This window comes from Streptomyces sp. DSM 106670 (assembly GCF_055792845.1).
Genome location: NZ_CM147704.1, coordinates 2,398,434 through 2,423,612, shown reverse-complemented (window position 1 = coordinate 2,423,612; position 25,179 = coordinate 2,398,434). Strand labels below are relative to the sequence as shown.

General features: G+C 71.3%; 23 protein-coding genes and 2 tRNA genes. 21 read left to right on the top strand and 4 right to left on the bottom strand.

What is annotated here, in order from left to right; genetic code table 11:
* The first annotated feature begins 159 nt into the window (after positions 1-159).
* From ACSMXR_RS10790 to ACSMXR_RS10765, 6 genes are all read left to right on the top strand, one after another.
* Positions 160-2,928 carry a CDP-glycerol glycerophosphotransferase family protein gene (locus ACSMXR_RS10790; RefSeq protein ID WP_473171728.1) on the top strand — a complete coding sequence of 923 codons (2,769 nt, stop codon included), beginning with the start codon at positions 160-162 and terminating at the stop codon, positions 2,926-2,928.
* Positions 2,929-3,079: 151 nt separating this feature from the next.
* Positions 3,080-4,234 (top strand): glutamate 5-kinase, encoded by a 1,155-nt coding sequence (gene proB, locus ACSMXR_RS10785; RefSeq protein WP_240806137.1) that lies wholly within the window; start codon positions 3,080-3,082, stop codon positions 4,232-4,234.
* Positions 4,235-4,362: 128 nt separating this feature from the next.
* The gene (locus ACSMXR_RS10780) at positions 4,363-4,854 is read left to right on the top strand and encodes a hypothetical protein (protein ID WP_137235698.1); all 492 of its coding nucleotides are present in this window, start codon (positions 4,363-4,365) and stop codon (positions 4,852-4,854) included.
* 149 nt (positions 4,855-5,003) lie between these two features.
* Positions 5,004-6,287, top strand: coding sequence for a glutamate-5-semialdehyde dehydrogenase (locus tag ACSMXR_RS10775; protein ID WP_137235699.1), 1,284 nt, complete (start codon positions 5,004-5,006; stop codon positions 6,285-6,287).
* A gap of 139 nt (positions 6,288-6,426) precedes the next feature.
* A complete protein-coding gene (locus ACSMXR_RS10770) occupies positions 6,427-7,014 on the top strand; it encodes an SCO2584 family spore wall biosynthesis protein (RefSeq protein WP_473171727.1) in 588 nt (195 codons plus the stop codon).
* A 271-nt stretch (positions 7,015-7,285) separates the two neighbouring features.
* On the top strand, positions 7,286-8,434 hold the full coding sequence (locus ACSMXR_RS10765; protein ID WP_473171726.1) for an SCO2583 family membrane protein: 1,149 nt from the start codon (positions 7,286-7,288) through the stop codon (positions 8,432-8,434).
* Here the strand turns inward: ACSMXR_RS10765 and ACSMXR_RS10760 are convergent.
* Entirely contained in the window at positions 8,349-9,473 is a 1,125-nt protein-coding gene (locus ACSMXR_RS10760) for a M48 family metallopeptidase (protein WP_137233417.1), read from the bottom strand. The genes ACSMXR_RS10765 and ACSMXR_RS10760 overlap by 86 nt on opposite strands.
* A 110-nt stretch (positions 9,474-9,583) precedes the next feature.
* On the opposite strand from ACSMXR_RS10760, the gene ACSMXR_RS10755 reads away from it, so the two are divergent.
* From ACSMXR_RS10755 to ACSMXR_RS10725, 7 genes are all read left to right on the top strand, one after another.
* Positions 9,584-9,736, top strand: coding sequence for a hypothetical protein (locus ACSMXR_RS10755; RefSeq protein WP_003969217.1), 153 nt, complete (start codon positions 9,584-9,586; stop codon positions 9,734-9,736).
* 84 nt (positions 9,737-9,820) lie between these two features.
* A complete protein-coding gene (locus tag ACSMXR_RS10750) occupies positions 9,821-9,982 on the top strand; it encodes a hypothetical protein (protein WP_032786345.1) in 162 nt (53 codons plus the stop codon).
* A gap of 37 nt (positions 9,983-10,019) precedes the next feature.
* Positions 10,020-10,637 carry a nicotinate-nucleotide adenylyltransferase gene (gene nadD, locus ACSMXR_RS10745; RefSeq protein WP_030077827.1) on the top strand — a complete coding sequence of 206 codons (618 nt, stop codon included), beginning with the start codon at positions 10,020-10,022 and terminating at the stop codon, positions 10,635-10,637.
* A 19-nt stretch (positions 10,638-10,656) separates the two neighbouring features.
* Positions 10,657-12,462, top strand: coding sequence for an LCP family protein (locus ACSMXR_RS10740; RefSeq protein ID WP_473171725.1), 1,806 nt, complete (start codon positions 10,657-10,659; stop codon positions 12,460-12,462).
* 139 nt (positions 12,463-12,601) lie between these two features.
* The gene (gene rsfS / locus ACSMXR_RS10735; RefSeq protein WP_010062919.1) at positions 12,602-13,033 is read left to right on the top strand and encodes a ribosome silencing factor; all 432 of its coding nucleotides are present in this window, start codon (positions 12,602-12,604) and stop codon (positions 13,031-13,033) included.
* On the top strand, positions 13,030-13,683 hold the full coding sequence (locus ACSMXR_RS10730) for a histidine phosphatase family protein (protein ID WP_086779492.1): 654 nt from the start codon (positions 13,030-13,032) through the stop codon (positions 13,681-13,683). The genes rsfS and ACSMXR_RS10730 overlap by 4 nt, the downstream gene beginning before the upstream one ends.
* A gap of 162 nt (positions 13,684-13,845) precedes the next feature.
* Positions 13,846-13,918: transfer RNA gene (locus ACSMXR_RS10725), tRNA-Ala, on the top strand.
* A 57-nt stretch (positions 13,919-13,975) separates the two neighbouring features.
* On the opposite strand, the gene ACSMXR_RS10720 is transcribed toward ACSMXR_RS10725, so the two are convergent.
* Positions 13,976-14,470, bottom strand: coding sequence for a winged helix-turn-helix transcriptional regulator (locus ACSMXR_RS10720; RefSeq protein ID WP_030077852.1), 495 nt, complete (start codon positions 14,468-14,470; stop codon positions 13,976-13,978).
* Between the two features lie 149 nt (positions 14,471-14,619).
* Here ACSMXR_RS10720 and ACSMXR_RS10715 point away from each other — a divergent pair, with 149 nt between their 5' ends.
* The 5 genes from ACSMXR_RS10715 to ACSMXR_RS10695 all read left to right on the top strand — a co-directional run bounded on the left by ACSMXR_RS10715 (position 14,620) and on the right by ACSMXR_RS10695 (position 16,569).
* Positions 14,620-15,381 (top strand): SDR family oxidoreductase, encoded by a 762-nt coding sequence (locus ACSMXR_RS10715; RefSeq protein ID WP_473172369.1) that lies wholly within the window; start codon positions 14,620-14,622, stop codon positions 15,379-15,381.
* Positions 15,382-15,404: 23 nt separating this feature from the next.
* Positions 15,405-15,761, top strand: a complete 357-nt coding sequence (locus ACSMXR_RS10710) for a nuclear transport factor 2 family protein (RefSeq protein ID WP_473171724.1) — start codon at positions 15,405-15,407, stop codon at positions 15,759-15,761.
* Between the two features lie 177 nt (positions 15,762-15,938).
* Positions 15,939-16,127, top strand: a complete 189-nt coding sequence (locus ACSMXR_RS10705) for a hypothetical protein (protein ID WP_078566424.1) — start codon at positions 15,939-15,941, stop codon at positions 16,125-16,127.
* Between the two features lie 3 nt (positions 16,128-16,130).
* Positions 16,131-16,364 (top strand): hypothetical protein, encoded by a 234-nt coding sequence (locus ACSMXR_RS10700; protein ID WP_003969224.1) that lies wholly within the window; start codon positions 16,131-16,133, stop codon positions 16,362-16,364.
* Positions 16,365-16,496: 132 nt separating this feature from the next.
* Positions 16,497-16,569: transfer RNA gene (locus ACSMXR_RS10695), tRNA-Ala, on the top strand.
* 74 nt (positions 16,570-16,643) lie between these two features.
* On the opposite strand, the gene ACSMXR_RS10690 is transcribed toward ACSMXR_RS10695, so the two are convergent.
* Positions 16,644-18,221 (bottom strand): NADH-quinone oxidoreductase subunit NuoF family protein, encoded by a 1,578-nt coding sequence (locus tag ACSMXR_RS10690; RefSeq protein ID WP_030077862.1) that lies wholly within the window; start codon positions 18,219-18,221, stop codon positions 16,644-16,646.
* Positions 18,221-19,840, bottom strand: a complete 1,620-nt coding sequence (locus tag ACSMXR_RS10685) for a ferric reductase-like transmembrane domain-containing protein (RefSeq protein ID WP_473171723.1) — start codon at positions 19,838-19,840, stop codon at positions 18,221-18,223. Before ACSMXR_RS10685 ends, ACSMXR_RS10690 begins: the two co-directional genes overlap by 1 nt.
* Positions 19,841-20,370: 530 nt before the next feature.
* On the opposite strand from ACSMXR_RS10685, the gene leuS reads away from it, so the two are divergent.
* The 3 genes from leuS to ACSMXR_RS10670 all read left to right on the top strand — a co-directional run bounded on the left by leuS (position 20,371) and on the right by ACSMXR_RS10670 (position 25,127).
* Complete coding sequence (gene leuS / locus ACSMXR_RS10680) at positions 20,371-23,244, top strand: leucine--tRNA ligase (RefSeq protein ID WP_473171722.1); 2,874 nt, start codon at positions 20,371-20,373, stop codon at positions 23,242-23,244.
* 136 nt (positions 23,245-23,380) lie between these two features.
* On the top strand, positions 23,381-24,151 hold the full coding sequence (locus ACSMXR_RS10675; protein ID WP_473171721.1) for a hypothetical protein: 771 nt from the start codon (positions 23,381-23,383) through the stop codon (positions 24,149-24,151).
* 130 nt (positions 24,152-24,281) lie between these two features.
* The gene (locus tag ACSMXR_RS10670; RefSeq protein WP_381797402.1) at positions 24,282-25,127 is read left to right on the top strand and encodes a DegV family protein; all 846 of its coding nucleotides are present in this window, start codon (positions 24,282-24,284) and stop codon (positions 25,125-25,127) included.
* Positions 25,128-25,179 lie beyond the last annotated feature (52 nt).

Genomic DNA, 25,179 nt, shown 5'->3' with positions numbered 1-25,179 from the left:
CACCTCCGCCCGCCCCGGCGACGACCGGGGCGGGTTCGTCCTGTGAGGGGTGTCACGTCATACTGTTGGGCAACCATGAGACCGTTGGAGAGGTCTCATTAACGCCCCGTCCTCCTGGGGTTCATCATCTGCACGTCCCCCCGGAAAGGCCCTCCCCCCGTGGCGTCCCTCGAAGCGATCCCCGACGAGCTCAGTCGGCTCATGAAGTACTTCCCGGAGACTCCGGTCGAGGAGCGCCCCGAATTCCACCGAGCGGCCAAGGACTTCCTGGCGCGTGCCGCCCCCAAGGTCGTACGGCAGTTCTCCCCGATGGCCCGGGTCAAGTGGCACCTGGCCGCCAGCGGCCGCGGCGACGAGCTGGTCGAGCTGCTGCACTACGAGCGCGAGAACCCGGGAGCCTTCTCCGTCCGCGGCCTGCGGCGCGCCCGCATCGAGCTACCCGGCGTCGAGAGCTCCTCGCTCCCCTCCTCCGTGCGCAACTTCACCCGCAGCGAACTTCCCGTACGCGGCAAGCTCCTGGACCTCGGCTGGGAGGACGGCAAGCTCCTCGTCAAGGGCTACGCCTACATCCCCAACGTCCCCTCGGCCACCGGCAAGCGCTCGCTGCGCGTCGCCGTGCTCCGCCGCCAGGGCAGCCGCTCCACCCTCCCGCTGCGCCTGCGCACCGTCCTGGAGCCCCGCGCCACCGCCGAGGCCAAGGGCGCCCTGCACAACTACGACTGGTCCGGCTTCGAGATCGGCATCGACCCGTCCCGGCTGCGCGTACGCGGCCAGTGGCAGCCCGGCACCTGGCGCCTGGGCATCGGCATCCCCCGCCCCGGCGGCATGTCGGTCGGCAGCATCACCAAGAACAACGCGGGCGCGGCCGGCCACAGCGCCACCCGGATCCTCGACGACGGCGTCCGCCTCGTCGCCGGCTTCGACCGCAACCGGCTCAAACTCTCCGTGGACGTCGTCCCCGCCGAGATCATCGCCCAGGAAGCCGACGGCGACACCCTCACCGTCACCCTGCGCTCCCGCGTCACCACCCCGGCGGGCAAGTACCCCACCGCCCTGCGGATCGACCACGAGCCGAGCGGCTTCGCCACCAACCTCCCGCTCCAGCAGGGCGAGACCGGCGCCGACGGCTGGCTCCGCCACACCGCCCGCCTGGACTTCGCGGACCTGCCCGTCGACGGCGTACGGCCCGGCAAGGCCGTCAAGTACCGCGCGCTGATCGTCTTCGCCGACGGCACCACCCGCCGCGCCACCAACGGGGCCGAGCCCGTCACCGGCGTCCACCCGCTGCCCGAGGGACGCGAGTTCGCGATCCTCACCGACGGCGCGGGCAACTTCACCCCGCAGGTGCGCACGGTCCAGCCGCTGGTCGACAGCGTCGAGTGGAGCGCCGACGGCGAACTGGTCCTCTCCGGCGTCTACACCGGCCCCGCCGAGCAGATGAAGATGGTCCTGCGCCACACCGGCCGCAACGAGGACCGCCCGCTGCCCGTCGAGTTCGCCGACGGCCGCTTCACCGCCCGGCTGCGCCCGGACACCATGCCCACCTACGAGGGCACCGTGCCGCTGCGCGCCGGCCGCTGGATGCCGCGCCTGCGCCTGCGCACCGAGTGGGACCACACCCGCGACCTGCCCGTCACGATCCGCCCCGACCTCGTCGGCACGCTGCCGCTGGCCCACCGGGGCGAGCACCGCACGTACACCGTCGAGCGGCTCGACTTCGACCGGATCTTCGTGGAGTCCGGCCCGGTCCTCGACCCGGAGCTGCGCGGCGCCTACCGCCAGCGGCTGATGCGCGACGTCTACACCCCCGAGCAGCGCAAGCTGCCGCTGCGCGAGGCCGTGCTCTACAACAGCTTCGGCGGCAAGCAGTTCTCCGACTCGCCCCGCGCGGTCTACGAGGAGCTCAAGCGCCGCGGCACCGAGGTCGAGCACATCGCGATGGTCCACGACCAGCAGGTCGTACTGCCGCCCGGCGTCCGCGGCGTCGAGTGGGGCAGCAAGGAGTGGTACGAGGCACTGGCCCGCAGCCGGTACGTCGTCACCAACGGCGGCATCCGCGAATGGTTCGTCCGCCGCGAGGGCCAGGTCGTCGTCCAGACCTGGCACGGCACCCCGCTCAAGCGCATCGGCGCCGACCTCCTCGGCACCCCCAAGGCGAACCTGGCCTACATCGCGAGCCTCCCGCAACGCTCGCGCCAGTACAGCCTGTTCATCACGCCGAACGCCTTCACCACCCCGATCATGACCAACTCCTTCCGCCTCCAGTGCGAGGTCCTGGAGGCGGGCTACCCGCGCAACGACGTCTTCCACGCACCCGACCGCGTCAAGCGCGCCGCGGCCGTACGCGAGAAGCTCGGCATCCCCGCGGGCAAGAAGGTCGTGCTGTACGCCCCCACCTGGCGCGACGACCAGCGCTACGGCGGACGCCGCTTCAAGCTGGACAACCAGATCGACGTCGAGGCCGCGAAGCGGGAGCTCGGCGAGGACCACGTGCTGCTCTACCGCAAGCACCACAAGGTCCTCGACTCCATCCCCGGCGCCGGACAGGGCTTCGTCTACGACGTCACGTACTACCCGGACATCGCCGACCTCTACCTGATCGCCGACGTGCTGATCACGGACTACTCCTCGGTGCTGTTCGACTTCGCGCACTCCGGCCGTCCGATGCTCTTCTTCACGTACGACCTGGAGCACTACCGCGACACCCTGCGCGGCTTCTACTTCGACTTCACCTCCCGTGCCCCCGGGCCGCTGATCAAGACCTCCGAGGACCTGGTCTCCGCGATCCGGAACATCGACGCGGTCAGCGAGGAGTACAAGGAGAAGTACGCCCAGTTCCGGGTCGACTTCTGCGAGCCCTCCGACGGCCGCGCCGCCGCCCGGGTCGTGGACCGGATGCTCGCCGTCAAGGACGAGCAGCAGAGCTGAACCCACCGGCCGCCCCCACCGCTGTCCACCGGCCGAAACCGGTGGGCGCCGGGGGCGGCCGCTCGCGTACTGTGCGTGCCGGGGGCGGCACCGGGGCCGACTGGCTCCAGGCCCCCGTCGGACACCGGGGCGATCCAGAGCGAGGAAGCACGTGGCAGAGCAGAGGCCGTCGGGCCGCGAATCGGCAGTGACCGGCGCCCGCAGGGTCGTCGTCAAGGTCGGCTCCTCCTCGCTCACCACGGCCTCCGGCGGCCTCGACGCCGACCGGGTCGACGCCCTCGTCGACGTCCTGGCCAAGGTCAGGGACGGCGGCGAACGCGAGGTCGTCCTCGTCTCCAGCGGAGCCATCGCCGCCGGACTCGCCCCGCTCGGCCTCGTCCGCAGGCCCAAGGACCTGGCCCGCCAGCAGGCCGCCGCCAGCGTCGGACAGGGCCTCCTCGTGGCCCGCTACACCGCCTCCTTCGCCCGCTACGGCGTCCGCGTCGGCCAAGTGCTCCTCACCGCCGACGACACCAGCCGCCGCGGCCACTACCGCAACGCCTACAGCACCCTGGACAAGCTCCTGGAGATGGGCGCCGTCCCCGTCGTCAACGAGAACGACACCGTCGCCACCGACGAGATCCGCTTCGGCGACAACGACCGGCTCGCCGCCCTCGTCGCCCACCTCGTCCACGCCGACCTGCTGGTCCTCCTCTCCGACGTCGACGGCCTCTACGACGGACCGCCCGGCACCCCCGGCGCCGCCCGGATCGCCGAGGTCACCGGCCCCGAGGACCTGACCGGCGTCACCATCGGCAGCGCCGGGAAGGCGGGCGTGGGCACCGGCGGCATGGTCACCAAGGTCGAGGCCGCCCGCATCGCCACCGCCGCCGGCGTCCCCGTCGTCCTCACCTCCGCCAGCCGGGCCGCCGACGCGCTCGCGGGCCGCGACACCGGCACGTACTTCCACCGCACCGGCCGCCGCTCCGCCGACCGGCTCCTGTGGCTGGCCCACGCCTCCACCCCGCAGGGCTCGCTCACCCTCGACGAGGGCGCCGTACGGGCCGTGGTGGAACGCCGCACCTCGCTGCTGCCCGCCGGAATCTCCGCCGTCGAGGGCGAGTTCAGCGCCGGCGACCCCGTCGAACTGCGCGACCCGCACGGCACCCCGATCGCCCGCGGTCTCGTCAACTTCGACGCGAAGGAGATCCCCCAGCTGCTCGGCCGCTCCACCCGGGATCTGGCCCGCGAACTGGGACCCGCCTACGAACGCGAGGTCGTACACAGGGACGATCTGGTCCTCCTCGCACCGCGCCTCACCTCCTGAATCGGCTGAAAGTCCCGCTCTCCGGCAGGGACCTTTACCAAAACCACCCCACGCCAGGCTGTGGACTGGTCCACTTTGTAGTGGGGAAACAGGGGTACCGCACAGCAACACATCACAGGAGGCCGCCGGTGAGACGAGCGCGCCCGGGGGCGCCGCCCCGAGGCACGGCCAACCGCGCCCTGACGAGTGTCGGAGCGGGGGCGGATTTCGACCGGAATCCCCTCCCGGCGGACACCGTCGGTCGGGAGCCGGTCACGACGGCGAAGGAGGAGTCCCCGCAGTCGAAGCTCTGGCACATCACCCTCAGCGTCTCGGGCACCGAGACTCCGCTGGGGGAGGTCAGACGCGGCCTGGAGCAACTCGCCCACGACCATCCCTTCCTGCTGACCAGCCGCTACGCAGGCGACCACGCGGAGATCCGCTACTGGGAAGAGGCCCGCGACCTGCACGACGCGGCCGCGGTGGCGCTGCGGCTGTGGGGCGAGCACCGCTCCAGCGCGCAGCTCCCGCCCTGGGAGATCGTCGGCCTCGAAGTCATCGACCGCGAGACCTACCACCTGCGGATCGCCGAGGGGTACGGACCGCCGCCCGCGGCCCCCGTGGGTGTGCACCCCTACTGACCCGGGCGATCCGGGGTCGATCCCGGGCGATCCGGGGCAGTTCCGGGGTCGATGCGGGGTCGATCCGAGGGCGTCCGTCCCTCGGGTCGGCCGTCTCGCATCACGGGATACGTGACGGATGCCCGCAGAGCGCGCATTACTCTGCGGGCATGACCACGCTCTCGCCCTACGACAACCTCTCCCCGGTCGCGCAGACCGCCTACCGGGCCCGTGCCGCCGCCGCCGACATCGCGCCACTTCCGCGCGCGGCCAAGGACGACGCGCTGCTGGCCATCGCCGACGCCCTCGAAGTGCGTACGAGCGAGATCGTCGAGGCCAACGCGAAGGACGTCGAGCGCGCCCGCGAGGCGGGGACGAGCGAAGGCATCATCGACCGCCTCACCCTCACCCCGGAACGCATCCGCGCCATCGCCGCCGACGTACGGGACGTGGCCGCGCTGCCCGACCCGGTCGGCGAAGTGGTCCGCGGCTCGACCCTGCCCAACGGCATCGACCTCCGCCAGGTGCGCGTCCCGCTCGGCGTGGTCGGCATCATCTACGAGGCCCGGCCCAACGTCACCGTCGACGCCGCGGCCCTCTGCCTGAAGTCCGGCAACGCGGTCCTGCTGCGCGGCTCCTCCTCCGCCTACGCCTCCAACACCGCCCTCGTCCGGGTGGTGCGCGACGCGGTCGGCGGCTCCGGACTGCCGGCCGACGCGGTGCAGCTCGTCCCCGGCGAGAGCCGTGACTCCGTGACGGAGCTGATGCGGGCCCGCGGCCTGGTCGACGTCCTCATCCCGCGCGGCGGCGCCTCGCTGATCCGCACGGTCGTCGAGCAGTCCACCGTCCCCGTCATCGAGACGGGCACCGGCAACTGCCACGTCTACGTCGACGCGCAGACGGACCTGGCCATGGCGGTCGACATCCTGATCAACTCCAAGGCCCAGCGCCCCAGCGTCTGCAACGCGGCCGAGACCCTGCTCGTCCACAAGGACGTGGCGGACGAGTTCCTGCCGCTCGCCCTGGACGCGCTCGCGGAGGCCGGGGTCACCGTCCACGGCGACGAGCGGGTGCTCGCGCACGCGGACTCCACCAAGGCCACGGTGGTCCCGGCGACGACGGAGGACTGGGAGACCGAATACCTCTCCTACGACATCGCGGCGGCGGTCGTCGACTCCCTGGACGCCGCGGTCGCCCACATCCGGCTTTGGACCTCCGGCCACACCGAGGCGATCGTCACCACCTCGCAGGCCGCCGCCCGCCGGTTCACCCAATTGGTCGATTCGACCACGGTCGCCGTGAACGCCTCGACCCGCTTCACCGACGGCGGGCAGTTCGGCTTCGGCGCCGAGATCGGCATCTCCACGCAGAAGCTGCACGCCCGCGGCCCGATGGGCCTGCCCGAGCTGACCTCGACGAAGTACATCGTCACGGGGGACGGGCACATCCGCTAGACGCCCTTCCCGACGCCTGCGCGCCCCATGCGGTCGGCCCCTCCCGCCGGGAGGAGCCGACCGCATGTTCGCCTGCGTCGATCCGGGGGAGTTTGCGGGGTCCCTGCCCAAAAGGTCCCGACGGGGCTACGCTGAAACCGTGCCGGACGACGTGGGGGGCAGGCCGTTTCCGGACGGCTGGGAGCCCGACGACGACCGCGGGGGCGCGGACGAGGACTTCGCCTCCGTGGTGTTCGACGAGGACTTCGTCCGGTCGGCGCCCGTCCATGAACCCACCGCCGTGGAGCGCCTGCTCGCCGCCGCAGAGGCCCGCGCTGAGGCGGACGCGGCCCGCGCCCGCCGGAGCCGTCGCGCCGACGACGACGAATACGGCCCCTACGGCCGCTCCCGGAGCTACCACGACCCCCAGGACCTCGACTACGACCCGGACCACGGCTACGAGGACGACGACCTCGCCCCGGGTCCCTACGGCCGCCACGGCGGCTCCCTGCGCCCCTACCGCAACTCCGCCCGCTGGCACCGGCCGGTCGCCTGGCTGCTGGCCCTGGTGATGGGCGTCGGCATGGTCTCCCTCGCCTTCACCGCGGTCTACCGGGGTGCATCGAACAACCGCCAGGACCAGGTGCCGCCGCCCGTCACCAGCGGCGTGGACAAGCCGGGCGCCGCCCCGTCCGCCTCCGCGGACTACTCCCGCCCCGCGGTGTCGGCCGAGCCCCGGGTCCCCTGAGCCCGCTTCCTCGTGGGGGCCCTCCCCCCCCGCCCCCTGCCCCCTCCCGCCCCTCCCGCTCCCTCACGTCACCCGTTCGCCGACGTTCGGTCCCCGCCTCCCCGGCCGTCCCGCAGTTCCCGACGGTCTCCGCGTTTACGCGGACCGCAATCGACCTACCCTGAAGATGTGACCCCTCGTTCCCAGGGGGGCTTCTCGCTGCCGCACGCCACTCGGCCGAAGCAGACCGTTGCGCACCGAACCGACCGGTGTGGAGATCGGGAGAGAAGTCATGACAGGCCGCTCAGAACCGCCGGACGGCCCGCCCGAGAACCCCGCGGGCGGCGAGGACGAATACCGCTCGCTCGTCTTCGACGAATCGTTCATCCAGGCTGCCCGGATGCAGGAGTACTCGGCGCAGGAACGGATGGGCGAGCACGCCCGCGCCGTCCGCACCGTGCCCGAGGCACAGGTCACCGTCCGCAGCGGCGGAGGCTCCCGGGCCGCCATAGCGCTGGTCGTCCTCATCGCCCTGGCCTTCGCCGTGGCCGTCTACATCGGATTCCGCAGCCCGTACCCCCAACCGGCCACCCGACGCGCCGAACCCCTGCGGACCACGGTCGTCCCCCTGGCGCCCCGGGGCGCCGTCCCGGGCGGATCACCCGAGCGGCTGTACCGCGCCGAGCCGGTCTCCGGACACCGCACGGGCGCGGCCGGAATCAACTTCCCCTCGGTGGAGCGCACCCAGAACTTCTCCGACAGCCAGATCACCGCCGCCCTCGCCACGGTCAAGGACTACCTGGTGGAGTCGTCCCTGAACCCCGACGTCCTCACCGGCTCCGTACGCCGGCCCGTCGAGCACCTCCTCGACCCGGACCAGCGCGCCCAGTTCGAACAGAGCCTGAGCGACCCGGCGGACGACGGGAGCCACGCCGCCACCGGCTGGCTGGTGCGCTTCGACCCGGAGCGGGTGGAGCTAGCGGACCCGCAGATCCGGGTCCGGGGCACCCTCCGCTACGAGGAGGAGGCGGCGGGCGTCCTCGGCGTCGTCTCGGACCACACCTTCACCTACGCCCTGCGCCCGGCGGACGGGCCCCACCGTGAGGACAACGCGTCCTTGTTCACCGTGCGGCGCGAGCTGCACTTCCGCTTCGACCGCGAGGATCTGCGACTGCACCGCCTGGAGGTGAGCACCGCCTACGTCCAGGCAGGTCCGCAGTCCTGCTCGGCCGACGCGACCGGGATGCTCCACCCGCTCCTGGCCGGGGAGCGGGCGGACGCCCGTGGCCCCGCCGCCACCGACCCGTACGCCACGGGCCGGCCCACGGCGGCGCTGTGCGGAACCCTGACGGGTGTCAGCTCCCCGACGGGCCGGACTCCGTCCCCGAGCTCCCCTCCTCCGGGTCCTGAGGCCGACCGGACGCCCCGTTCCCGTTCGTAGCGGAACCGCCGCCGGACCCGGCTCCGGTGAACTTGTCGCGCAGCTTGCCGCCCAGGTCCCCCGCGCCTCCGGCGATGTCGCCCACCAGCTTCATCAGCGGGTCCTTGCTGGTGCGCACCGTGTCCGCGTAGTGCGAGGCGGACTCCCGGAACGAGTCGGTCACCGAGGTGTCCTTGTCCTCGTCGCGCCGGGGGTAGTGGCCGTCCATGATCCGCTGGAAGTCGCGGGTCTCCGACCACTTCTTCAGCTCGGCGGCCCGCACCGTGGTGAACGGGTGCGTCCGGGGCAGCACATTGAGGATCTTGAGGACGGAGTCGCGGAGGTCCCCGCCCTTCTCGTACTCGTCGGCCTGGGCGAGGAACGCGTCCACGTTCATCTCGTGGAGGTGATTGCCGCCCGCGATCTTCATCAGACCGCGCATCGAGGCCGTGATGTCCTGGCCGACCAGCAGCCCGGCCCGGTCCGCGGACAGCTCCGACTTGCGGAACCACTCGCGCAGCGCCGTCACTATCGCCATGATCGCCACATTGCCCAGCGGGATCCAGGCGACCTTCACGGCGAGGTTGGTCAGGAAGAGCAGTATCGTCCGGTACACCGAGTGGCCGGAGAGCGCGTGGCCCACCTCGTGGCCCACCACCGCCCGCATCTCCTCCTCGTCGAGCAGCTCGACCAGGCCCGTGGTGACCACGATGATCGGCTCGTCCAGCCCGATGCACATGGCGTTGGGCTGCGGGTCCTGCTTCACGTACATCGGCGGGACCTTCTCCAGGTCCAGGATGTAACACGCGTCCCGCAGCATGTCGTTGAGATGGGCGAACTGCGCGTCGCTCACCCGGACGGAGTCGGAGAGGAAGAGCAGCCGCAGGCTGCGCTCCGGGAGCAGCCCGCTGAGCGCCTTGAATACCGTGTCGAACCCGGTCAGCTTGCGCAGGGCCACCAGGGCCGAGCGGTCGGCGGGGTGCTCGTAGGCCCGGGAGGAGATCCCGGGGAATCGCCGGCGCTGCCTGCTCGGCACGTTCTCGTGACTGCTGTCGGTCATGGATGGCCCCCTGTTCGTACGAGACGTTGCTCGTCCCCCGGACAAAACCCAGCGTATGCGCTGGCGCTACGGTGTGCGGGGGGCTGTGGATAACTTTGAGGAGCGCCCGAATGCCGCACACCGCCGTACTGCTCGCCGCCGCGTCCGAGGAGCAGGGACCGGGCGACACCCTCCGGATCGTGCTGCTCGTCTCGATCCTCGGAGCGGTGCTGCTCGCCTGGTTCCTGCTGCGTGGATACCGCAACGACGACAACAACGACTGAGTCGCCGTGAGCGTGCCCGAGGCTCCCGCATACGATGTGCCTGACGTCTTCCTTCCGCCTCACGATCGATAGGTCCTGCCGAAGATGAGCCTCACGAGCACCGCACACGAGCTGGCCACCCTCGCTTCCGGAGGGGAGGGCGGCGGCAACCACGAAAGCCTCAACCCCTACCTCGTCGGCGGCCTGGCCTTCCTCGCGCTGATGTTCCTGCTGTGGGTCACCACCCGCTTCAACCGCGACCGCTGAGTCGAGGCGTACAGCTGTGCCAGTAGGCTCTGCACGCATGGGAGAGCAGGAAGTGCCTACCGGCCCCGGCAAGCGCCGTATCGGCGTGATGGGCGGGACATTCGACCCGATCCACCATGGACACCTGGTGGCGGCCAGTGAAGTGGCCGCCCAGTTCCATCTCGACGAGGTCGTCTTCGTCCCGACCGGGCAGCCGTGGCAGAAAAGCCACAAAAAGGTCTCCCCGGCCGAGGACCGCTATCTGATGACGGTCATCGCCACCGCGTCCAACCCGCAGTTCTCCGTCAGCCGCAGTGACATCGACCGTGGCGGACCGACGTACACCATCGATACGCTGCGGGATCTGCGCGAGGTCCACGGCGAGGCGGACCTCTTCTTCATCACCGGCGCCGACGCGTTGTCCCAGATCCTCACCTGGCGCGACGCGGAGGAGCTGTTCTCGCTCTCCCACTTCATCGGTGTGACCCGCCCGGGTCACGTGCTCACGGACGACGGACTGCCCGAGGGCGGCGTCTCCCTCGTGGAGGTGCCCGCGCTGGCGATCTCGTCCACGGACTGTCGTGAGAGGGTCGCGCAGGGGGAGCCGGTCTGGTACCTGGTGCCGGACGGCGTGGTCCGCTACATCGACAAGCGCCAGCTGTACCGCGGCGAATGAGCCACGGAGAGGGGCACCGGTGAACGACCGACAGAACCCGTACGACCCGTACTACCAAGAGCCGCAGATCATCGGCTACGACGCGTACGGGCAGCCGGTCTACCAGCAGCAGGGGCAACAGGGCCAGCAGCAGTACGACCCGCAGGGTCAGCAGGGCCAGGGTTACGACCCCTACGCCGCCCAGCAGGGCCAGGGCCAGGGGCACCAGACCCAGGACGCCGGCTACGGCTACGACGCGTACGGCAACCCCCAGCAGCAGCACCAGAGTTACGACCCCTACGCCGGTCAGCACCCGGGCCAGGCGACCCAGGCCCCCCAGTCGCAGCACGGCCAGGGCGCCGACCAGGGGTACGGCTACGGCTCCTACACCGACTACGGGTACGGCACCGGGCAGCAGCCCGCCGCGGTCGACACCGGCCAGCACTGGACCGTCCCGCAGCAGGGCGCCGCCCCCGCGCCGGAACAGGCCCCGCAGCAGGCTCCCGCACCGCAGTCTGTGCAGCCGCAGTCACCGCAGTCGGCGGAGGCGGAGGCGGAACCCGCGCTTCCGGGGCAGCGCAAGCCCGCACCCGACTACCGCACCGAGCAGTTCTCGTTCATCGAGGAGCCCGACGAGGACTCCGAAGACGTCATCGACTGGCTGAAGTTCACCGAGAGCCGCAGCGAGCGGCGCGAGGAGGCCCGTCGCAAGGGCCGCAACCGGATGGTCGCCCTGATCGTCGTCGCCGTGCTCGTCGTCGTCGGCGGAGTCGGTTACCTCTGGTCCGCCGACATGATCCCGGGCCTGTCCGGCTCGGACGAGAAGAAGGCCGTGGCCGCCGGCGCCCAGCAGCGCGACATGATCGTGGTGCACCTGCACGACACGAAGAAGGGCGGCACCTCGACGGCGCTGCTCGTCGACAACACCACCACCAAGCAGGGCACCACCGTCCTGCTGCCCAACTCCCTCGCCGTCGCGGGCGACGACGGGACCACCACCACCCTCGGCAAGTCCGTCGAGGACGACGGCAGGACCGGCACCCGGGAGTCGATCGACACCCTCCTGGGCACCCGGATCACCGGCACCTGGCGGCTGGACACCCCGTACCTGGAGAACCTCGTCGAGCTGGTGGGCAACATCGAGGTCGACACCGACACCGAGGTGCCCGCCGCGAAGAAGGGCGAATCTGCCCTGGTGAACAAGGGCGAGGGCCAGACGCTCAGCGGTCCGATGGCCGTCGCGTACGCCACGTACCGCGCACCGGGCGAGCCCGAGGCCAAGCAGCTGACCCGGTTCGGCGAGGTCATGCGGGCCACCCTGCGCAAGATCTCCGAGGACCCCAAGGCCGCGACCGTCACCATCGAGACGCTGCTCCAGGTGCTCGACCCGTCACTGCCCGAGAAGGACCTCGGCGCCTCGCTCGCCAAGCTGGCCTCCCGGGCCAAGGTCGGCGACTACAAGACGGCCCTGCTGCCGGTCCAGGACGACGGCACCCTCACCGAGGCGGACACCCGCGGCGTCGTCAAGGACATCCTCGGCGGCACGGTGAAGGCCCCCGAGGCGGGCGCACCGCTCCGGGTCGCCGTACGCAACGCCACCGGCGACCAGAAGGCCGCGGAGGCCGCCCGGGTCCAGCTGGTCAACGGCGGTTACGCCTTCGTGGACAGCGGCAAGGCCGAGGCCGAGGCGTCGTCCGTGGTGCTCTACCGGTCCGCCGAGGACAAGGCGAAGGCCGTCGAGGTGGCCAAGACCCTGGGTCTCGCCGCGGGCGACGTGAAGAAGGGCGAGCCGGCCGCCAACGCCGATGTGTCCGCGGTCCTCGGCCAGGACTACAAGGTCCGGTAGCCCGCCCGTGGTCACCGGCCGACGCTCCGGCGCCGGCCGGTGACCGCCGCGAAAGCCCGGCCGGAGAAACGCAGTAAGGCGCTGTCGGCGGTCCGTGAGACCCTAGAGGTTGCATCCGACCGCCGACGAAAGCCTGCATGTGACCGCCACGGACCGCTCCATCGAGCTCATCAACGCCGCCGCTCAGGCGGCCGCCGACCGGCTCGCGCACGACATCATCGCCTACGACGTCAGCGACGTGCTGTCGATCACCGACGCCTTCCTGCTGGCCTCGGCCCCCAACGACCGCCAGGTCAAGTCGATCGTCGACGAGATCGAGGAGCGGCTCCAGAAGGAGCTCGGCGCCAAGCCGGTGCGCCGTGAGGGCGACCGCGACGCCCGCTGGATCCTCCTCGACTACGTCGACATCGTCATCCACGTCCAGCACAGCGAGGAGCGCGTCTTCTACGCGCTGGAGCGTCTGTGGAAGGACTGCCCGGAGATCGCGCTCCCCGAGGACGCGATCAAGACCCGCGGCAAGGCCGAGGAGCACGCACAGCTCAACGGCGGCACGGAAGGTGACCAGAGCTGAACGGCAGCAAGAGCGGCAAGGGCCGCAGGATCGTCCTCTGGCGGCACGGCCAGACGGCATGGAACCTGGAGCGTCGCTTCCAGGGTTCCACGGACATCGAGCTCACCGAGGTGGGCGTCGGGCAGGCCCGCCGCGCCGCCCGGCTGCTCGCCTCGCTGAAGCCGGACGCCATCGTGGCCTCCGACCTGCGGCGGGCGGCGGCCACGGCTGCCGAGCTGTCCGCCGTCAGCGGTCTCACCGTCGCCCATGACGCCGCACTCCGTGAGACGTACGCGGGCGCCTGGCAGGGGCTGACCCACCAGGAGATCGTCGAGCGCTTCGGCGAGCAGTACGCGGCATGGAAGCGCGGGGAGCCCGTGCGCCGGGGCGGCGGCGAGCTGGAGACCGAGGTCGCCGACCGGGCGGCCCCGGTCGTCCTGGAGCACGCCGAGAAGCTTCCGGACGACGGCACGCTCGTCGTGGTCAGCCACGGCGGCACGATCAGGACGACGATCGGCCGGCTGCTGGGCCTGGAGGCGCACCACTGGGAAGGGCTCGGCGGACTGTCCAACTGCTGCTGGTCCGTCCTCGGGGAGGGCGCGCGCGGCTGGCGTCTGCTGGAACACAACGCCGGCACGCTCCCGGAGCCGGTGCTCGGCGACGACGACTAGTCGACGGGCGGGCCTGCCGACCGGCCGCCGCCGGGAGGCTGTTGAGAGGCCGTTCGCGGGCCGTCTTCGGGCGGCCCGGGCCGGATTTCACTTTCCGGCAGGTCGCAGGCTAAAGTTCTTCTTGTTCGCAGCGCGGAAACGCAGGGAAACACAGCGAACAGCGGGGCTATAGCTCAGTTGGTAGAGCGCCTGCATGGCATGCAGGAGGTCAGGAGTTCAATTCTCCTTAGCTCCACACACGACAGGAAAGCCGGGCACTTCGTGCCCGGCTTTCCTCGTTCTCCCGTCCGGATCACGCGGGTCGTCCGGGATCGGCGTAGCGCGCTCGCATCTGCTCGCCCGCCGCCGGGCCGGACCGGAACGCGAAACGCGGGTCCGACACGGACAGACCGGTGACGGGGTCGACCGTCACCGGCTCCACCTCACGGCCGGTATCGGTGTCGACGAGCACCATCGCGCGCTCGGACGGCGCCAGCTGCTCGTTCCGCCACGCGGCCATCGCCACCAGGATCGGCCGCAGCGAGCGGCCGAAGTCGGTGAGCACGTACTCGTGCCGGACCGGTCGCTCCTGGTAGACGCGCTTGGTCAGGATGCCGTTGTCGACCAGCGTCCTGAGCCGTGTGGTGAGCATGCTGGACGACAGGCCGATGTTGGCCTGGAACTGGTCGAAGCGGGTGTATCCGTCGAAGCAGTCGTGCAGGAGCAGGATCGTCCACCACTCCCCGACGTACGACATCGCCGTCGACAGCGGGCACTCCCGGTCCTCGACCCGGACGCGTGCGGGCACTCGAATCCTCCTCGAAACAGCCGGTCGGCCGGTCGGACCGTCGGCGTTCGACGCTCCAACCACTCACTGCTAATCTAGCAGCCATGATGACTTCGAAAATAGAAGTGACTACCTCCGGTACGGAGCACGCCCCGTCGGCGCCCCGGGCGATGGTCACGGGCGGAACCCGGGGCACCGGTGCGGCGGTGGTCCGCCGGCTGCGGGAGGCGGGAATGGCCGTCACCGTCGTCGCTCGCACACCGCGTGGCGATGACGGTGACGGTGACGGCGGTGGTGTCGACGTGCGTTTCGTACCCGCCGATCTGACCGACCCCGCAGCGGCCGGGGAGGCCGCCCGGCTCGTCCTCGCCGACGGCGTGCCGGACCTGATCGTCCACGTCGCGGGCGGGTCGCAATCACCGTCCGGAGGCTTCAGCGCCCTGGGAGAGGCGGAATGGGCGCAGGAGCTCGACCTGAACCTGCTGTCCGCGGTGCGCCTGGACCGCGAACTGGTCCCGGCGATGATCGAGAGGGGCCGGGGCGCGATCATCCATGTGGCGTCGATCCAGGCGCGCATGCCGTTGTGGGACGGCACCCTGGCGTACGCGGCGGCCAAAGCGGCCCTGCGTACCTACAGCAAGGGCCTGGCCGGCCAGCTCGCCCCGCACGGCATCCGCGTCAACACCGTCTCTCCGGGCGGCATTCGCACGGAGGGCGCGGACCACCTCGTCGACCGGCTCGCCGAGAGCTTCGACGGCGACCGCGATGCCGCCTGGAACTCGCTCGTCGCCTCCTTGGGCGGCGTGCCGCTGGGGCGCTTCGCCACCCCGGACGAAGTCGCCGGCGTCATCGCGTTCCTGGCGTCCGACGCCGCGGCCAGCATCCTCGGGGCCGAGATCGTCGTCGACGGCGGCACCATCCGCACCATCTGACCACCCGCGAAAAGGAGACTCCGATGAACGACACCTTCACCGCCTACGACCCCGCGGCCCTGCCCACGCCGGTGCTCGCCTACCTCGACGCGCACGACGAGAACCGCTACGCCGACGCCGCGGCCGTGTTCGCGCCGGACGCGACCGTCCTCGACGACGGGAAGACCTATGAGGGCATCGAGGAGATCCGTGCCTGGACCGAGAAGTCCTCGACCGAGTTCACCTACACCAGCACCCGCATCGGCCAGCGGATCGCCGACGACCGCCATGTGGTCGTGCGGGTGAGGCTGGACGGGAACTTCCCCGGCGGCACGGTCACCCTCCGCTATCAGTTCGTGCTCGATGCCGGACTCATCGGCAACCTGGCGATCGAGGTCTGAACACCTCGTCCGGCCGGTGCCAGGGCCTGCCCTCGACGACCAGGTCCTCGCGCCCTGAGCGCCGGCCTTCCGCCGTCGATCTCCGGACAGGTGACGGCGAGCGGGCTGACCCCCTTGCGGGGTCATGGCAGAATCGGAACGCCGGAGGGGGCGACGTACCGATCGGGAGGGAGCGCGATGCCTGCGAGTCGCGAACACGTCCCCGACCAGCCTCTTGTCGCCGCCCCGCTCCCCGGTTCCGTACCGTCCGAAGATCGATCCCGTCTCGGCTGTCCGTCCTGCGGTTCGTCCCATGTGGCCCAAGTTCTGGGTGACAACGGAGGGGTCTCCTACGTGTGCACGGCCTGCGGCCACAGCTGGAGCTGACTGATGGGTGCACACAGGCGTAAGTGCGACTGGTGCGGCAGCGGTACGCCGATCGTCAGGGACATGGACCCGGTCAACGCGGAATACCAGTACTGGTGCGAGGAATGCGCACGGGCGCTGATCATAAAAGGCGATCCCATCGAGACCTATCGGGAGCTTGAGGGGGAGCCGATCTACGGGCGGCTCCTGGAGGAGCACTGCACCCTCAAGCGCTTCTACTCCTTCGCAACCGCCTGACCTGCGACGGACGGCCGACCGCCCGGGACGATTCGGGCATAACGGTGCGGACCGGAAACGATTTGGTGAAGCACCGGGGGGACCGTGTAATGTTCTCGATGTCGCCAAGGGAAACCGGGCGGCACACAGCAAGGGGCTATAGCTCAGTTGGTAGAGCGCCTGCATGGCATGCAGGAGGTCAGGAGTTCAATTCTCCTTAGCTCCACAGGATCGACAGTGAAGAAGCGGGCCACCCGGATCGGGTGGCCCGCTTCTTTGTCGTATCGGCTTCGGTCGGGGTCAGTCGCGGCCGCTGCCCAGGGCCCGCCGGCCCGTGGCCGGCAGGGCGGGACGCTGTTCGGCCGGCGGCTGCTCGATACGGAGCGCCAGCGCGGGACAGCGCCGTACGGCCCGCTGGGCGCGCCCGCGCAGATGCATCGGAACGGCGGCGTCCGCCAGCGCCGGATAGCCGTCCGGGCCCAGCCGGATGAGCTCGGGGACGATGTCCGCGCACAGGCCGTGGCCCTGGCAGAGCGTCCAGTCGACCGCGAGCTTCTCGCCGCTCGGAATCGACTCCTCCAGGTCCTGGTAGCCGGGTGCGGGCAGCGGCAGCACCCCGACCGTTTCCCGGCCGCAGCCGCCGTCCAGGACATGCGCGGCGAGGTCGTCCGTGAACGCCGACAGCGTCGAGAGCAGGAACCGCGCGGAACCGTCCGGGTGTTTGCACGCCCCGCGGCCCTTCACGGCCTGGGTGACCTCGCGCAGGGCCTCCAGGGCGGCGGGCCCGCCGCCGTTCAGCACGTCGGAGAGCCCGCCCGCCGCGGCGGGGAGCCCCAGCTTGCACGGACCGCACTGCCCGGCGGTCTCGGCGGCCAGCCAGTTGGCTATCCGGAGGGACTCGCCGAGCGGGCAGGTGTCCGGCCCGATCGGCAGGATGGCGCCCGCGCCGAGCGCACCGCCCACGGTGGCCAGGGACTCGCGCGAGACGACGGCGTTGTGCGAGGAGACCGCGTCGATCCAGTTGCCGTGATAGCCGCCGGTCAGCACCCCCTGGGGGAGCGGCGGGGCCCCGGCCAGCTGCAGGACGTACCGCAGCGGCACCCCGGTCGGCACCTCGATGACCATGGGCCGGGCCACGGCCCCGGAGACGGTGAGCAGAACGGTGCCCGGTTCGCCCGGCAGGCCGGTGTGCCCGTAGCGGCGGGGGCCGATCCGGGCGGCGACGGCGAGTTGGGCGTACGTCTCCGCGTTCGACAGCAGCGTCGGGGCGCCGCCCACCCCGGTCTCGGCCGCCCGCTCGCGCCGGCCCGGCGGCAGGGCCGGTCCGCCGTTCGCCGCCCGGATCACCGAGGACGCCTCGCCCGAGACCATGCGCTCCGGGGTGCGGACCACCCGGGCGCGCAACTGCTGGCCGCGCCGGTCGGAGAGGCCGCGTTCGGCGAGTGCCGCCCGTACGGAGATCTCCGTGGAGTTTCGGGTGACGGCGACGACCAAGGTGCGCGCGCCGAGCGCCTCGGCGGCCAGCAGCGCACCGTCCAGGATCAGGTGCGGGGCGCGGTTGAGCAGGACGGTGTCCTTGCGGCAGGCGGGTTCGCCCTCACTGCCGTTGATCACCACCACGGGCCGCACCCCGCGCCGGATGGACGCCTTCGCCACCGCCCGCAGCTTCTTGCCGAACGGGAAACCGGCGCCTCCCCTTCCGCGCAGGGAGATCGCCTCGGCCAGTTCGGCCAGCCGCTCGCCGGTCATCGGCTCCAGCGGCCCGTGCACCTTGAGGTGCATGGCGAGGTCGAGCCGCTCCACCAGGTCGAATCCGGTGGTCAGTTGCGGCAGTCCGACGACGCGGACCTCGGGCACATCGGGGAGGGGGACGTTCACTATCGGTCTCCTGCGGGTGCGTGCCAGGGTTCGCCGGCCGGGGGCGCGGAGAACGGCCCGGCCTCCGGTTCGGCACGGGGCGCGGCGAAGGGGGAGGGGGAAGGCGGGGTGAAGGGAGCGGTGGTGTTGCGGTCCGGTCCGGCGGCGGGCGCCGGTTCGTGGGAGGTCACGGGGGAGGTGCGCGGCTCGGCGGGAGGGGGGTACGCGGCCGGGGCGCTGCCGTACTCCGAAGTGCCGCCGTGCTCCGGCGTGCCGACCGGCTGTGTTCCGTGCTCCGGGGGCCCGTACGACGGTGACCTGTACTCCGACGCCTCGTACGTCGGCGTCCCGTGCTCCGGCGTGCCGTATTCCGGCGTGCCGTAGGAAGGCGTCGCGTACGTGTGTTCCTGCGGGGTGTACGTGGGTGGCTCCTGCCGGGGCGGGCCGTGCTGGGCCTGTGCGGGGGGCGCGGGGGACGGTGAGGGCCAGCGGCTCTCCGGTGGGAGCGAGGGGCCGCCGCCGAGCGAGACGGCGCGGTATCCGGCCGCTATGCCGGGGCCCGTCCCCAGCCGTGGACCCGGTCCTTGCTCCGGCGTCTTTTCCCGGCCCCGGCCCGACAGCTCCGACAGCTCCGACAGTTCCGTCAGGTCTTCCCGGACCTCCGGAGGGGCGAAGGCGATGCGGTCGGCGCTGCGGGGCGGGGGCTCGTACAGCGGCGACCGCGCCCCGTACAGCGTCTCCGTCGGCGCCTCGTGCAGCCCGCCGGGGATCGCCGTCGGAGGGGGCCCCGCCGGGGGTATCGGCGCCGACAGGGTGCGCGGGCGCACCGGCGTGCCCCGTAGGTCCCGGTCCGGTTCGCTCCAGGCGGCCGGGTCGGACCACGGCTCCGCGCCGGCCGGTGAGGATTCCCGCAGGACCGGATCGGGGGCGGCCGGGGGGCCGTCGCCCAGCAGTTCGGAGATCCGGTCGGCGATCCGCCGCTTCGTCGGACGCGGCAGCAGGCGCAGACACAGCGCGCCGGCGACTCCGGCGAGGCAGAGGCCGTACATCACGACGACCCAGGTGGCGGGCGCCCGGCCCGCGTACAGGCCGTGGACCAGGGCTGCGCACCAGGCCGGATAGGCCAGCGCGTGCAGCGCGCGCCACCGGCCCGCGATGCCGCCGGTGTCCCGGGGCGAGGCCAGCGACTGCCCGAGCCGGGCGGCCTTGGGGGAGGGCTGGGCGAAGGCGCTGCGCAGGGCGCCGGTCGCGGCCGTGACGACCATCAGCAGCCCGGCCAGCGAACCGAAACCGATCAGCCCCGCCGTGCCGGTGACGCCGAGGCCGAAGGGTATGAGGGCGCCGATCAGGGCCACATGCCCGAGGGCCACCTTCACGGTTCCGTGCAGCAGCAGGAAGCCGAGCGAGGCCACGGCGGTGGCCCGGTGGATGCCCTGGCAGACGATCCGCTGACGGGTGGAGAGGAACAGCCGGTCGGTGGCCAACAGGCCCCAGGCGACGGCCGCGCTGAGCGATACCAGCGACAGGACGCCGGTGGTGAAATCCAGGGTGGCGCGCAGTTCGTCGCTTCCCGCGACGGCAAGCAGAGGGACGAAAACCAAGGCGGTGACGGTCAGGCCGCCCAGTACCGGCCGACTCATTGCGGGGTTCATGCCGGTGGATACGCGGATCTTGCGATGAGGGTTCATGGGGGCGACTCCGAATAGTTCGGCAAAGCGGTCCCGTTGCCGCATGCTAGGACGCCCCATACCAACCAGTACGGGCTTTGCTCGGTTGCCCCGAAAGAGGTCGGTACGCGGAGTAACCCCGCTTCCCGGGCGTTCCCGCCGTCCCGTCAGTCGCCCCAGGGCTTCGCGGAAACCTCATGGGAAGCCCGCCGAAAGCACACCGTTTCCCCACAGAAACGTCATGTTTCAACTACGGAGAGCGACGAATAGGCGGCGAGATTCCGGCTCGCACGCGCGATGACCGCACTCCGGTTACTCCCCGCTCCCTTCCGGGCTCGTGCGGTACCCTGACGCCATGCGTGCCGTACGCCTTCTGCTTAGCGAGCCGCGCTGAAGAGTCCCGACCGGTGAGAACGCCTGGTCGGAGTCAGCGCGGCGTCCCCTCCTGTGCGAGGGGATTTTTCGTTTCCCGGCAGATGACGATCGATGGAGCTTTGAGGATCATGAGCGAGACGAATTCCGCTGCCGAGACGGCCGCGCCGCACCGCTACACGGCGGCGATGGCCGCCGACATCGAGGCACGCTGGCAGGACTTCTGGGACGGAGAGGGGACGTACGAGGCGCCGAACCCCACCGGTGATCTGGCGGGCGACCCGGAGCTGGCCGCCAAGCCCAAGAAGTTCATCATGGACATGTTCCCGTACCCCTCGGGTGCGGGCCTGCACGTCGGACACCCGCTGGGCTACATCGCCACCGATGTCTACGCCCGCCACCAGCGGATGACCGGCCACAACGTGCTGCACACCCTGGGCTTCGACGCGTTCGGCCTGCCCGCCGAGCAGTACGCCGTCCAGACCGGCACGCACCCCCGGGTCTCCACCGAGGCCAACATGGAGAACATGAAGGTCCAGCTGCGCCGGCTGGGTCTGGGCCACGACAACCGCCGCTCCTTCGCGACGATCGAGGCCGAGTACTACAAGTGGACGCAGTGGATCTTCCTGCAGATCTTCAACTCCTGGTACGACACCGAGGCCGACCGGGCCCGCCCGATCGCCGAGCTGGTCGAGCAGTTCGAGAGCGGCACCCGCGCCACCCCCGACGGCCGTGAGTGGAGCGCGCTGAGCGCCACCGAGCGCGCCGACCTGCTGAGCCAGTACCGCCTGGCGTACGCCTCCGACGCGCCCGTCAACTGGTCGCCCGGCCTGGGCACCGTCCTGGCCAACGAGGAGGTCACCGCCGACGGCCGTTCCGAGCGCGGCAACTTCCCCGTCTTCAAGGCGAAGCTGCGCCAGTGGAACATGCGCATCACCGCCTACGCCGACCGGCTGCTGAACGACCTGGACGCGCTGGACTGGCCCGAGGCCATCAAGCTGCAGCAGCGCAACTGGATCGGCCGCTCCGAGGGCGCCCGGGTCGAGTTCCCGGTGGACACCGCGGGCGGCATCACCGTCTTCACCACCCGCCAGGACACCCTGTTCGGCGCCACGTACATGGTGCTGGCGCCCGAACACGACATGGTCGAGCGCATCATTCCGGCCGCCTGGCCCGAGGGCACCCACCCGGTGTGGACCGGCGGTCACGCGAGCCCGGCCGAGGCCGTCACCGCGTACCGCAAGCAGGCCGCCGCCAAGTCCGACGTCGAGCGGCAGGCCGAGGCCAAGGACAAGACCGGTGTCTTCACCGGCGCGTACGCCACCAACCCGGTCAGCGGCGAAAAGGTCCCGGTCTTCATCGCCGACTACGTCCTGATGGGCTACGGCACCGGCGCGATCATGGCCGTACCGGCGCACGACGCACGCGACTTCGCCTTCGCGCGCGCCTTCGAGCTGCCGATGCGCTGTGTCGTCCAGCCCTCCGACGACCGCGGAACCGACCCCTCCACGTGGGACGACGCCTTCGGCTCGTACGACGCGAAGCTGGTCAACTCCGCCAACGACGAGATCTCGCTGGACGGCCTGGGCGTCGTCGAGGCCAAGGCGAGGATCACCGACTGGCTGCAGGAGCACGGCGTCGGCGAGGGCACCGTCAACTTTCGGCTGCGCGACTGGCTGTTCAGCCGCCAGCGCTACTGGGGCGAGCCCTTCCCGATCGTGTACGACGAGGACGGCATCGCCCACCCGCTGCCCGAGTCGATGCTGCCGCTGGAGCTGCCCGAGGTCGAGGACTACTCGCCGCGCACCTTCGACCCGGAGGACGCGACCGCCCAGCCCGAGACCCCGCTGTCGCGCAACGCCGACTGGGTCAACGTCACGCTGGACCTGGGCGACGGCGCCGGTCCGCGGAGTTACCGCCGCGAGACCAACACCATGCCCAACTGGGCCGGTTCCTGCTGGTACGAGCTGCGCTACCTGGACCCGACCAACGACCGTCAGCTGGTCGACCCGGCGATCGAGCAGTACTGGATGGGCCCGCGCGAGGGGCAGCCCACCGGCGGTGTCGACCTGTACGTCGGCGGCGCCGAGCACGCCGTGCTGCACCTGCTGTACGCGCGTTTCTGGTCCAAGGTGCTGCACGACCTGGGCCACATCTCCTCCGCCGAGCCGTTCCACAAGCTGTACAACCAGGGCATGATCCAGGCCTTCGTCTACCGCGACAGCCGGGGCATCGCCGTTCCCGCCGCCGAGGTGGAGGAGCACGACGGCGCCTTCTACTACGAGGGCGAGAAGGTCAGCCGCGTCCTGGGCAAGATGGGCAAGTCCCTGAAGAACGCGGTCACGCCGGACGAGATCTGCGCGGAGTACGGCGCGGACACCCTGCGCCTGTACGAGATGGCGATGGGCCCCCTGGACGTGTCGCGCCCCTGGGACACCCGGGCCGTGGTCGGCCAGTACCGGCTGCTGCAGCGGCTGTGGCGCAACGTGGTCGACGAGGAGACCGGTGAGACCACCGTCGTCGACACGGAGCCCGGCGAGGACACGCTGCGCGCCCTGCACAAGGCGATCGACGGGGTCGGCCAGGACATGGCGGGCATGCGGTTCAACACCGCCATCGCCAAGGTCACCGAGCTGAACAACCACCTGACCAAGGCCGGCGGCCCGCTGTCGCGCTCGGTCGCGGAGCGCCTGGTCCTGCTGATCGCCCCGCTGGCCCCGCACATCGCGGAGGAGCTGTGGCGGCGGCTGGGCCACACCGAGTCGGTCGTCCACCAGGACTTCCCGGTGGCGGACCCGGCGTACGTCGTGGACGAGACCGTCACCTGCGTCGTCCAGATCAAGGGCAAGGTCCGGGCCCGCCTGGAGATCTCGCCCGCCATCACGGACGAGGAGCTGGAGGCGCTGGCCCTGGCCGACGACGCGGTCGTCGCGGCGCTGGGCGGTGCCGGGATCCGCAAGGTGATCGTGCGTGCGCCGAAGCTGGTGAACATCGTTCCCGCGTAACCCCTCTCGTACGCGGTCAGGGCCATCCCCTACGGGCAGGTTGGGGGTTCCGAAGGAACCCTCGGCCTGCCTGTTCCGTTTACGGTGGAAGGGGCGACCGGTACCGGCAGCCGCATCGAGACACCGAGGGGCACTCATGACAGCCGCGATCACGATCCTGGCGCTGCTCTTCGTCGCGTTCATCGCGTTGGGTGTCTTCGTCACCGTGAAGGCCGTCGGCGCCGCCAAGCGCGGCGTGGACCGCACGATCACCCAGGCGCGACGCCATGTGGAGGACACCACGCTCCGGGCCAAGAGCTTCGGCCAGCCCGGCGTCGCGGGGGAGCTGGCACAGCTCCGGCTCGCCCTGCGCACCTCGATGCGGGCCACCCAGGACGCCCTGCACGCCGGAGTCGCCGAGGACGCCTCACTGGCGGAGTCGGTGGGCCTCTTCCGGCGGCTGAGCGCCCACGGCCTGGAGCTGGACGACGAGCTGAAGCGGCTGGAGCGCGAGCCGGACCGGGCGACGGTCGCCGGCCTGCTGCCCAAGCTGAGGGAGCGTACGCAGCGGATCACGCACTCGGCCGACTCGCTGCGCTGGGCGGCCCGCGACCGGGCGCGGCAGTTCGCCGACGACGACCTGGACGCGCTGAACGCGCAGATCGACATCGAGGCCGGAGCGCTGCGGCACTGGACCGCGGACGACCCGTCGCAGGCATCCGGCACGACATCGGGCCACGGCCCCGGGACGGACTGGCCCGAGCCGGCCGCCCCGGCGGGCCCCTCGGCCGGGAACAGCAGCACGGCGGACGAGGCCTGGGCCGGACCGGCCCGCGAGGAGAGCCCGCAGGCCATCACCGCCCCGGACCCCCGGTCGCGCACGACCTACCCCTGGCAGAAGTCGACCCGGCCCGAGACGACGAACTGAGCGCCTTCGCCGACTCCCGGCGTACGTACGGCCGTACGAACCGACCGGATACGTTCCGAAGCGACCATGAACGATCAGAGGACCGGGGCCGGGCTGCCGCACTCCCACGACGCCAGGTAACCTCCGGCTCATGTCCCGCCATGTCGCTATCGTCACCGATTCAACGGCCTACCTGCCGCGCCCGACGATGGAACGGCACGGCATCACCGCAGTGCCGCTGACCGTCGTCCTGGGCGATCGGGCGCTGGAGGAGGGCACGGAGATCTCGGCCCGCTCGCTCGCCCTGGCGCTGCAGAAACGCCACTCCGTGACCACGTCCCGCCCCAGCCCCGAGGTCTTCGCCGAGGCCTACCGGGCGGCGGCCGCGGGCGGGGCCGACGCGGTCGTGTCGCTGCATCTGTCGGCGGAGTTCTCCGGCACGTACGACGCGGCGCTGATCGCGGCGAAGGACGCCCCCGTGCCGGTGCGCGTGGTGGACACCGGCATGGTCGCCATGGCCCTGGGGTTCTGCGCTCTCGCGGCGGCGGAGACCGCCGAGGCGGGCGGCGGCCCGGACGAAGCGGTGGCGGCGGCGGAGAAGCGGGCCGCGGGCACCTCGGCGTATTTCTATGTCGACACGCTCGACTATCTGCGCCGGGGCGGCCGCATCGGCACGGCACAGGCCCTGCTGGGATCCGCGCTGGCGGTGAAGCCGATCCTGGAGCTCGACGGGGGGCGGATCGAGATGCTGGAGAAGGTGCGGACGGCGTCCAAGGCCATCGCCCGGCTGGAGGAGATCGTCGCCGACCGGGCGGGCACGGCCCCGGTGGACATCGCCGTCCACCACCTCGCCGCCCCGGAGCGCGCGGAGCGCCTGGCCGAGCGGCTGCGCGAACGCGTGCCCGGTCTGGTCGACCTCCACGTCAGCGAGGTCGGCGCGGTGATCGGGGCGCACACGGGGCCGGGGCTGCTCGGCGCGGTGATCTCGCTGCGGTGAGTTCGTGCGGTGAGTTCGTGCGCTGAGCTCCTGTGCTGCCGATCTTCACTCC

Coding starts and splice junctions, on each gene's coding strand:
- ACSMXR_RS10775 (WP_137235699.1), top strand. CDS start 5,004: ATGACCACGCTCTCGCCCTACGACAACCTCTCCCCGGTCGCGCAGACC.
- ACSMXR_RS10765 (WP_473171726.1), top strand. CDS start 7,286: ATGACAGGCCGCTCAGAACCGCCGGACGGCCCGCCCGAGAACCCCGCG.
- ACSMXR_RS10760 (WP_137233417.1), bottom strand. CDS start 9,473: ATGACCGACAGCAGTCACGAGAACGTGCCGAGCAGGCAGCGCCGGCGA.
- ACSMXR_RS10755 (WP_003969217.1), top strand. CDS start 9,584: ATGCCGCACACCGCCGTACTGCTCGCCGCCGCGTCCGAGGAGCAGGGA.
- ACSMXR_RS10750 (WP_032786345.1), top strand. CDS start 9,821: ATGAGCCTCACGAGCACCGCACACGAGCTGGCCACCCTCGCTTCCGGA.
- nadD (WP_030077827.1), top strand. CDS start 10,020: ATGGGAGAGCAGGAAGTGCCTACCGGCCCCGGCAAGCGCCGTATCGGC.
- ACSMXR_RS10715 (WP_473172369.1), top strand. CDS start 14,620: ATGGTCACGGGCGGAACCCGGGGCACCGGTGCGGCGGTGGTCCGCCGG.
- ACSMXR_RS10710 (WP_473171724.1), top strand. CDS start 15,405: ATGAACGACACCTTCACCGCCTACGACCCCGCGGCCCTGCCCACGCCG.
- ACSMXR_RS10705 (WP_078566424.1), top strand. CDS start 15,939: ATGCCTGCGAGTCGCGAACACGTCCCCGACCAGCCTCTTGTCGCCGCC.
- ACSMXR_RS10700 (WP_003969224.1), top strand. CDS start 16,131: ATGGGTGCACACAGGCGTAAGTGCGACTGGTGCGGCAGCGGTACGCCG.
- ACSMXR_RS10685 (WP_473171723.1), bottom strand. CDS start 19,840: ATGAGTCGGCCGGTACTGGGCGGCCTGACCGTCACCGCCTTGGTTTTC.
- leuS (WP_473171722.1), top strand. CDS start 20,371: ATGAGCGAGACGAATTCCGCTGCCGAGACGGCCGCGCCGCACCGCTAC.
- ACSMXR_RS10675 (WP_473171721.1), top strand. CDS start 23,381: ATGACAGCCGCGATCACGATCCTGGCGCTGCTCTTCGTCGCGTTCATC.
- ACSMXR_RS10670 (WP_381797402.1), top strand. CDS start 24,282: ATGTCCCGCCATGTCGCTATCGTCACCGATTCAACGGCCTACCTGCCG.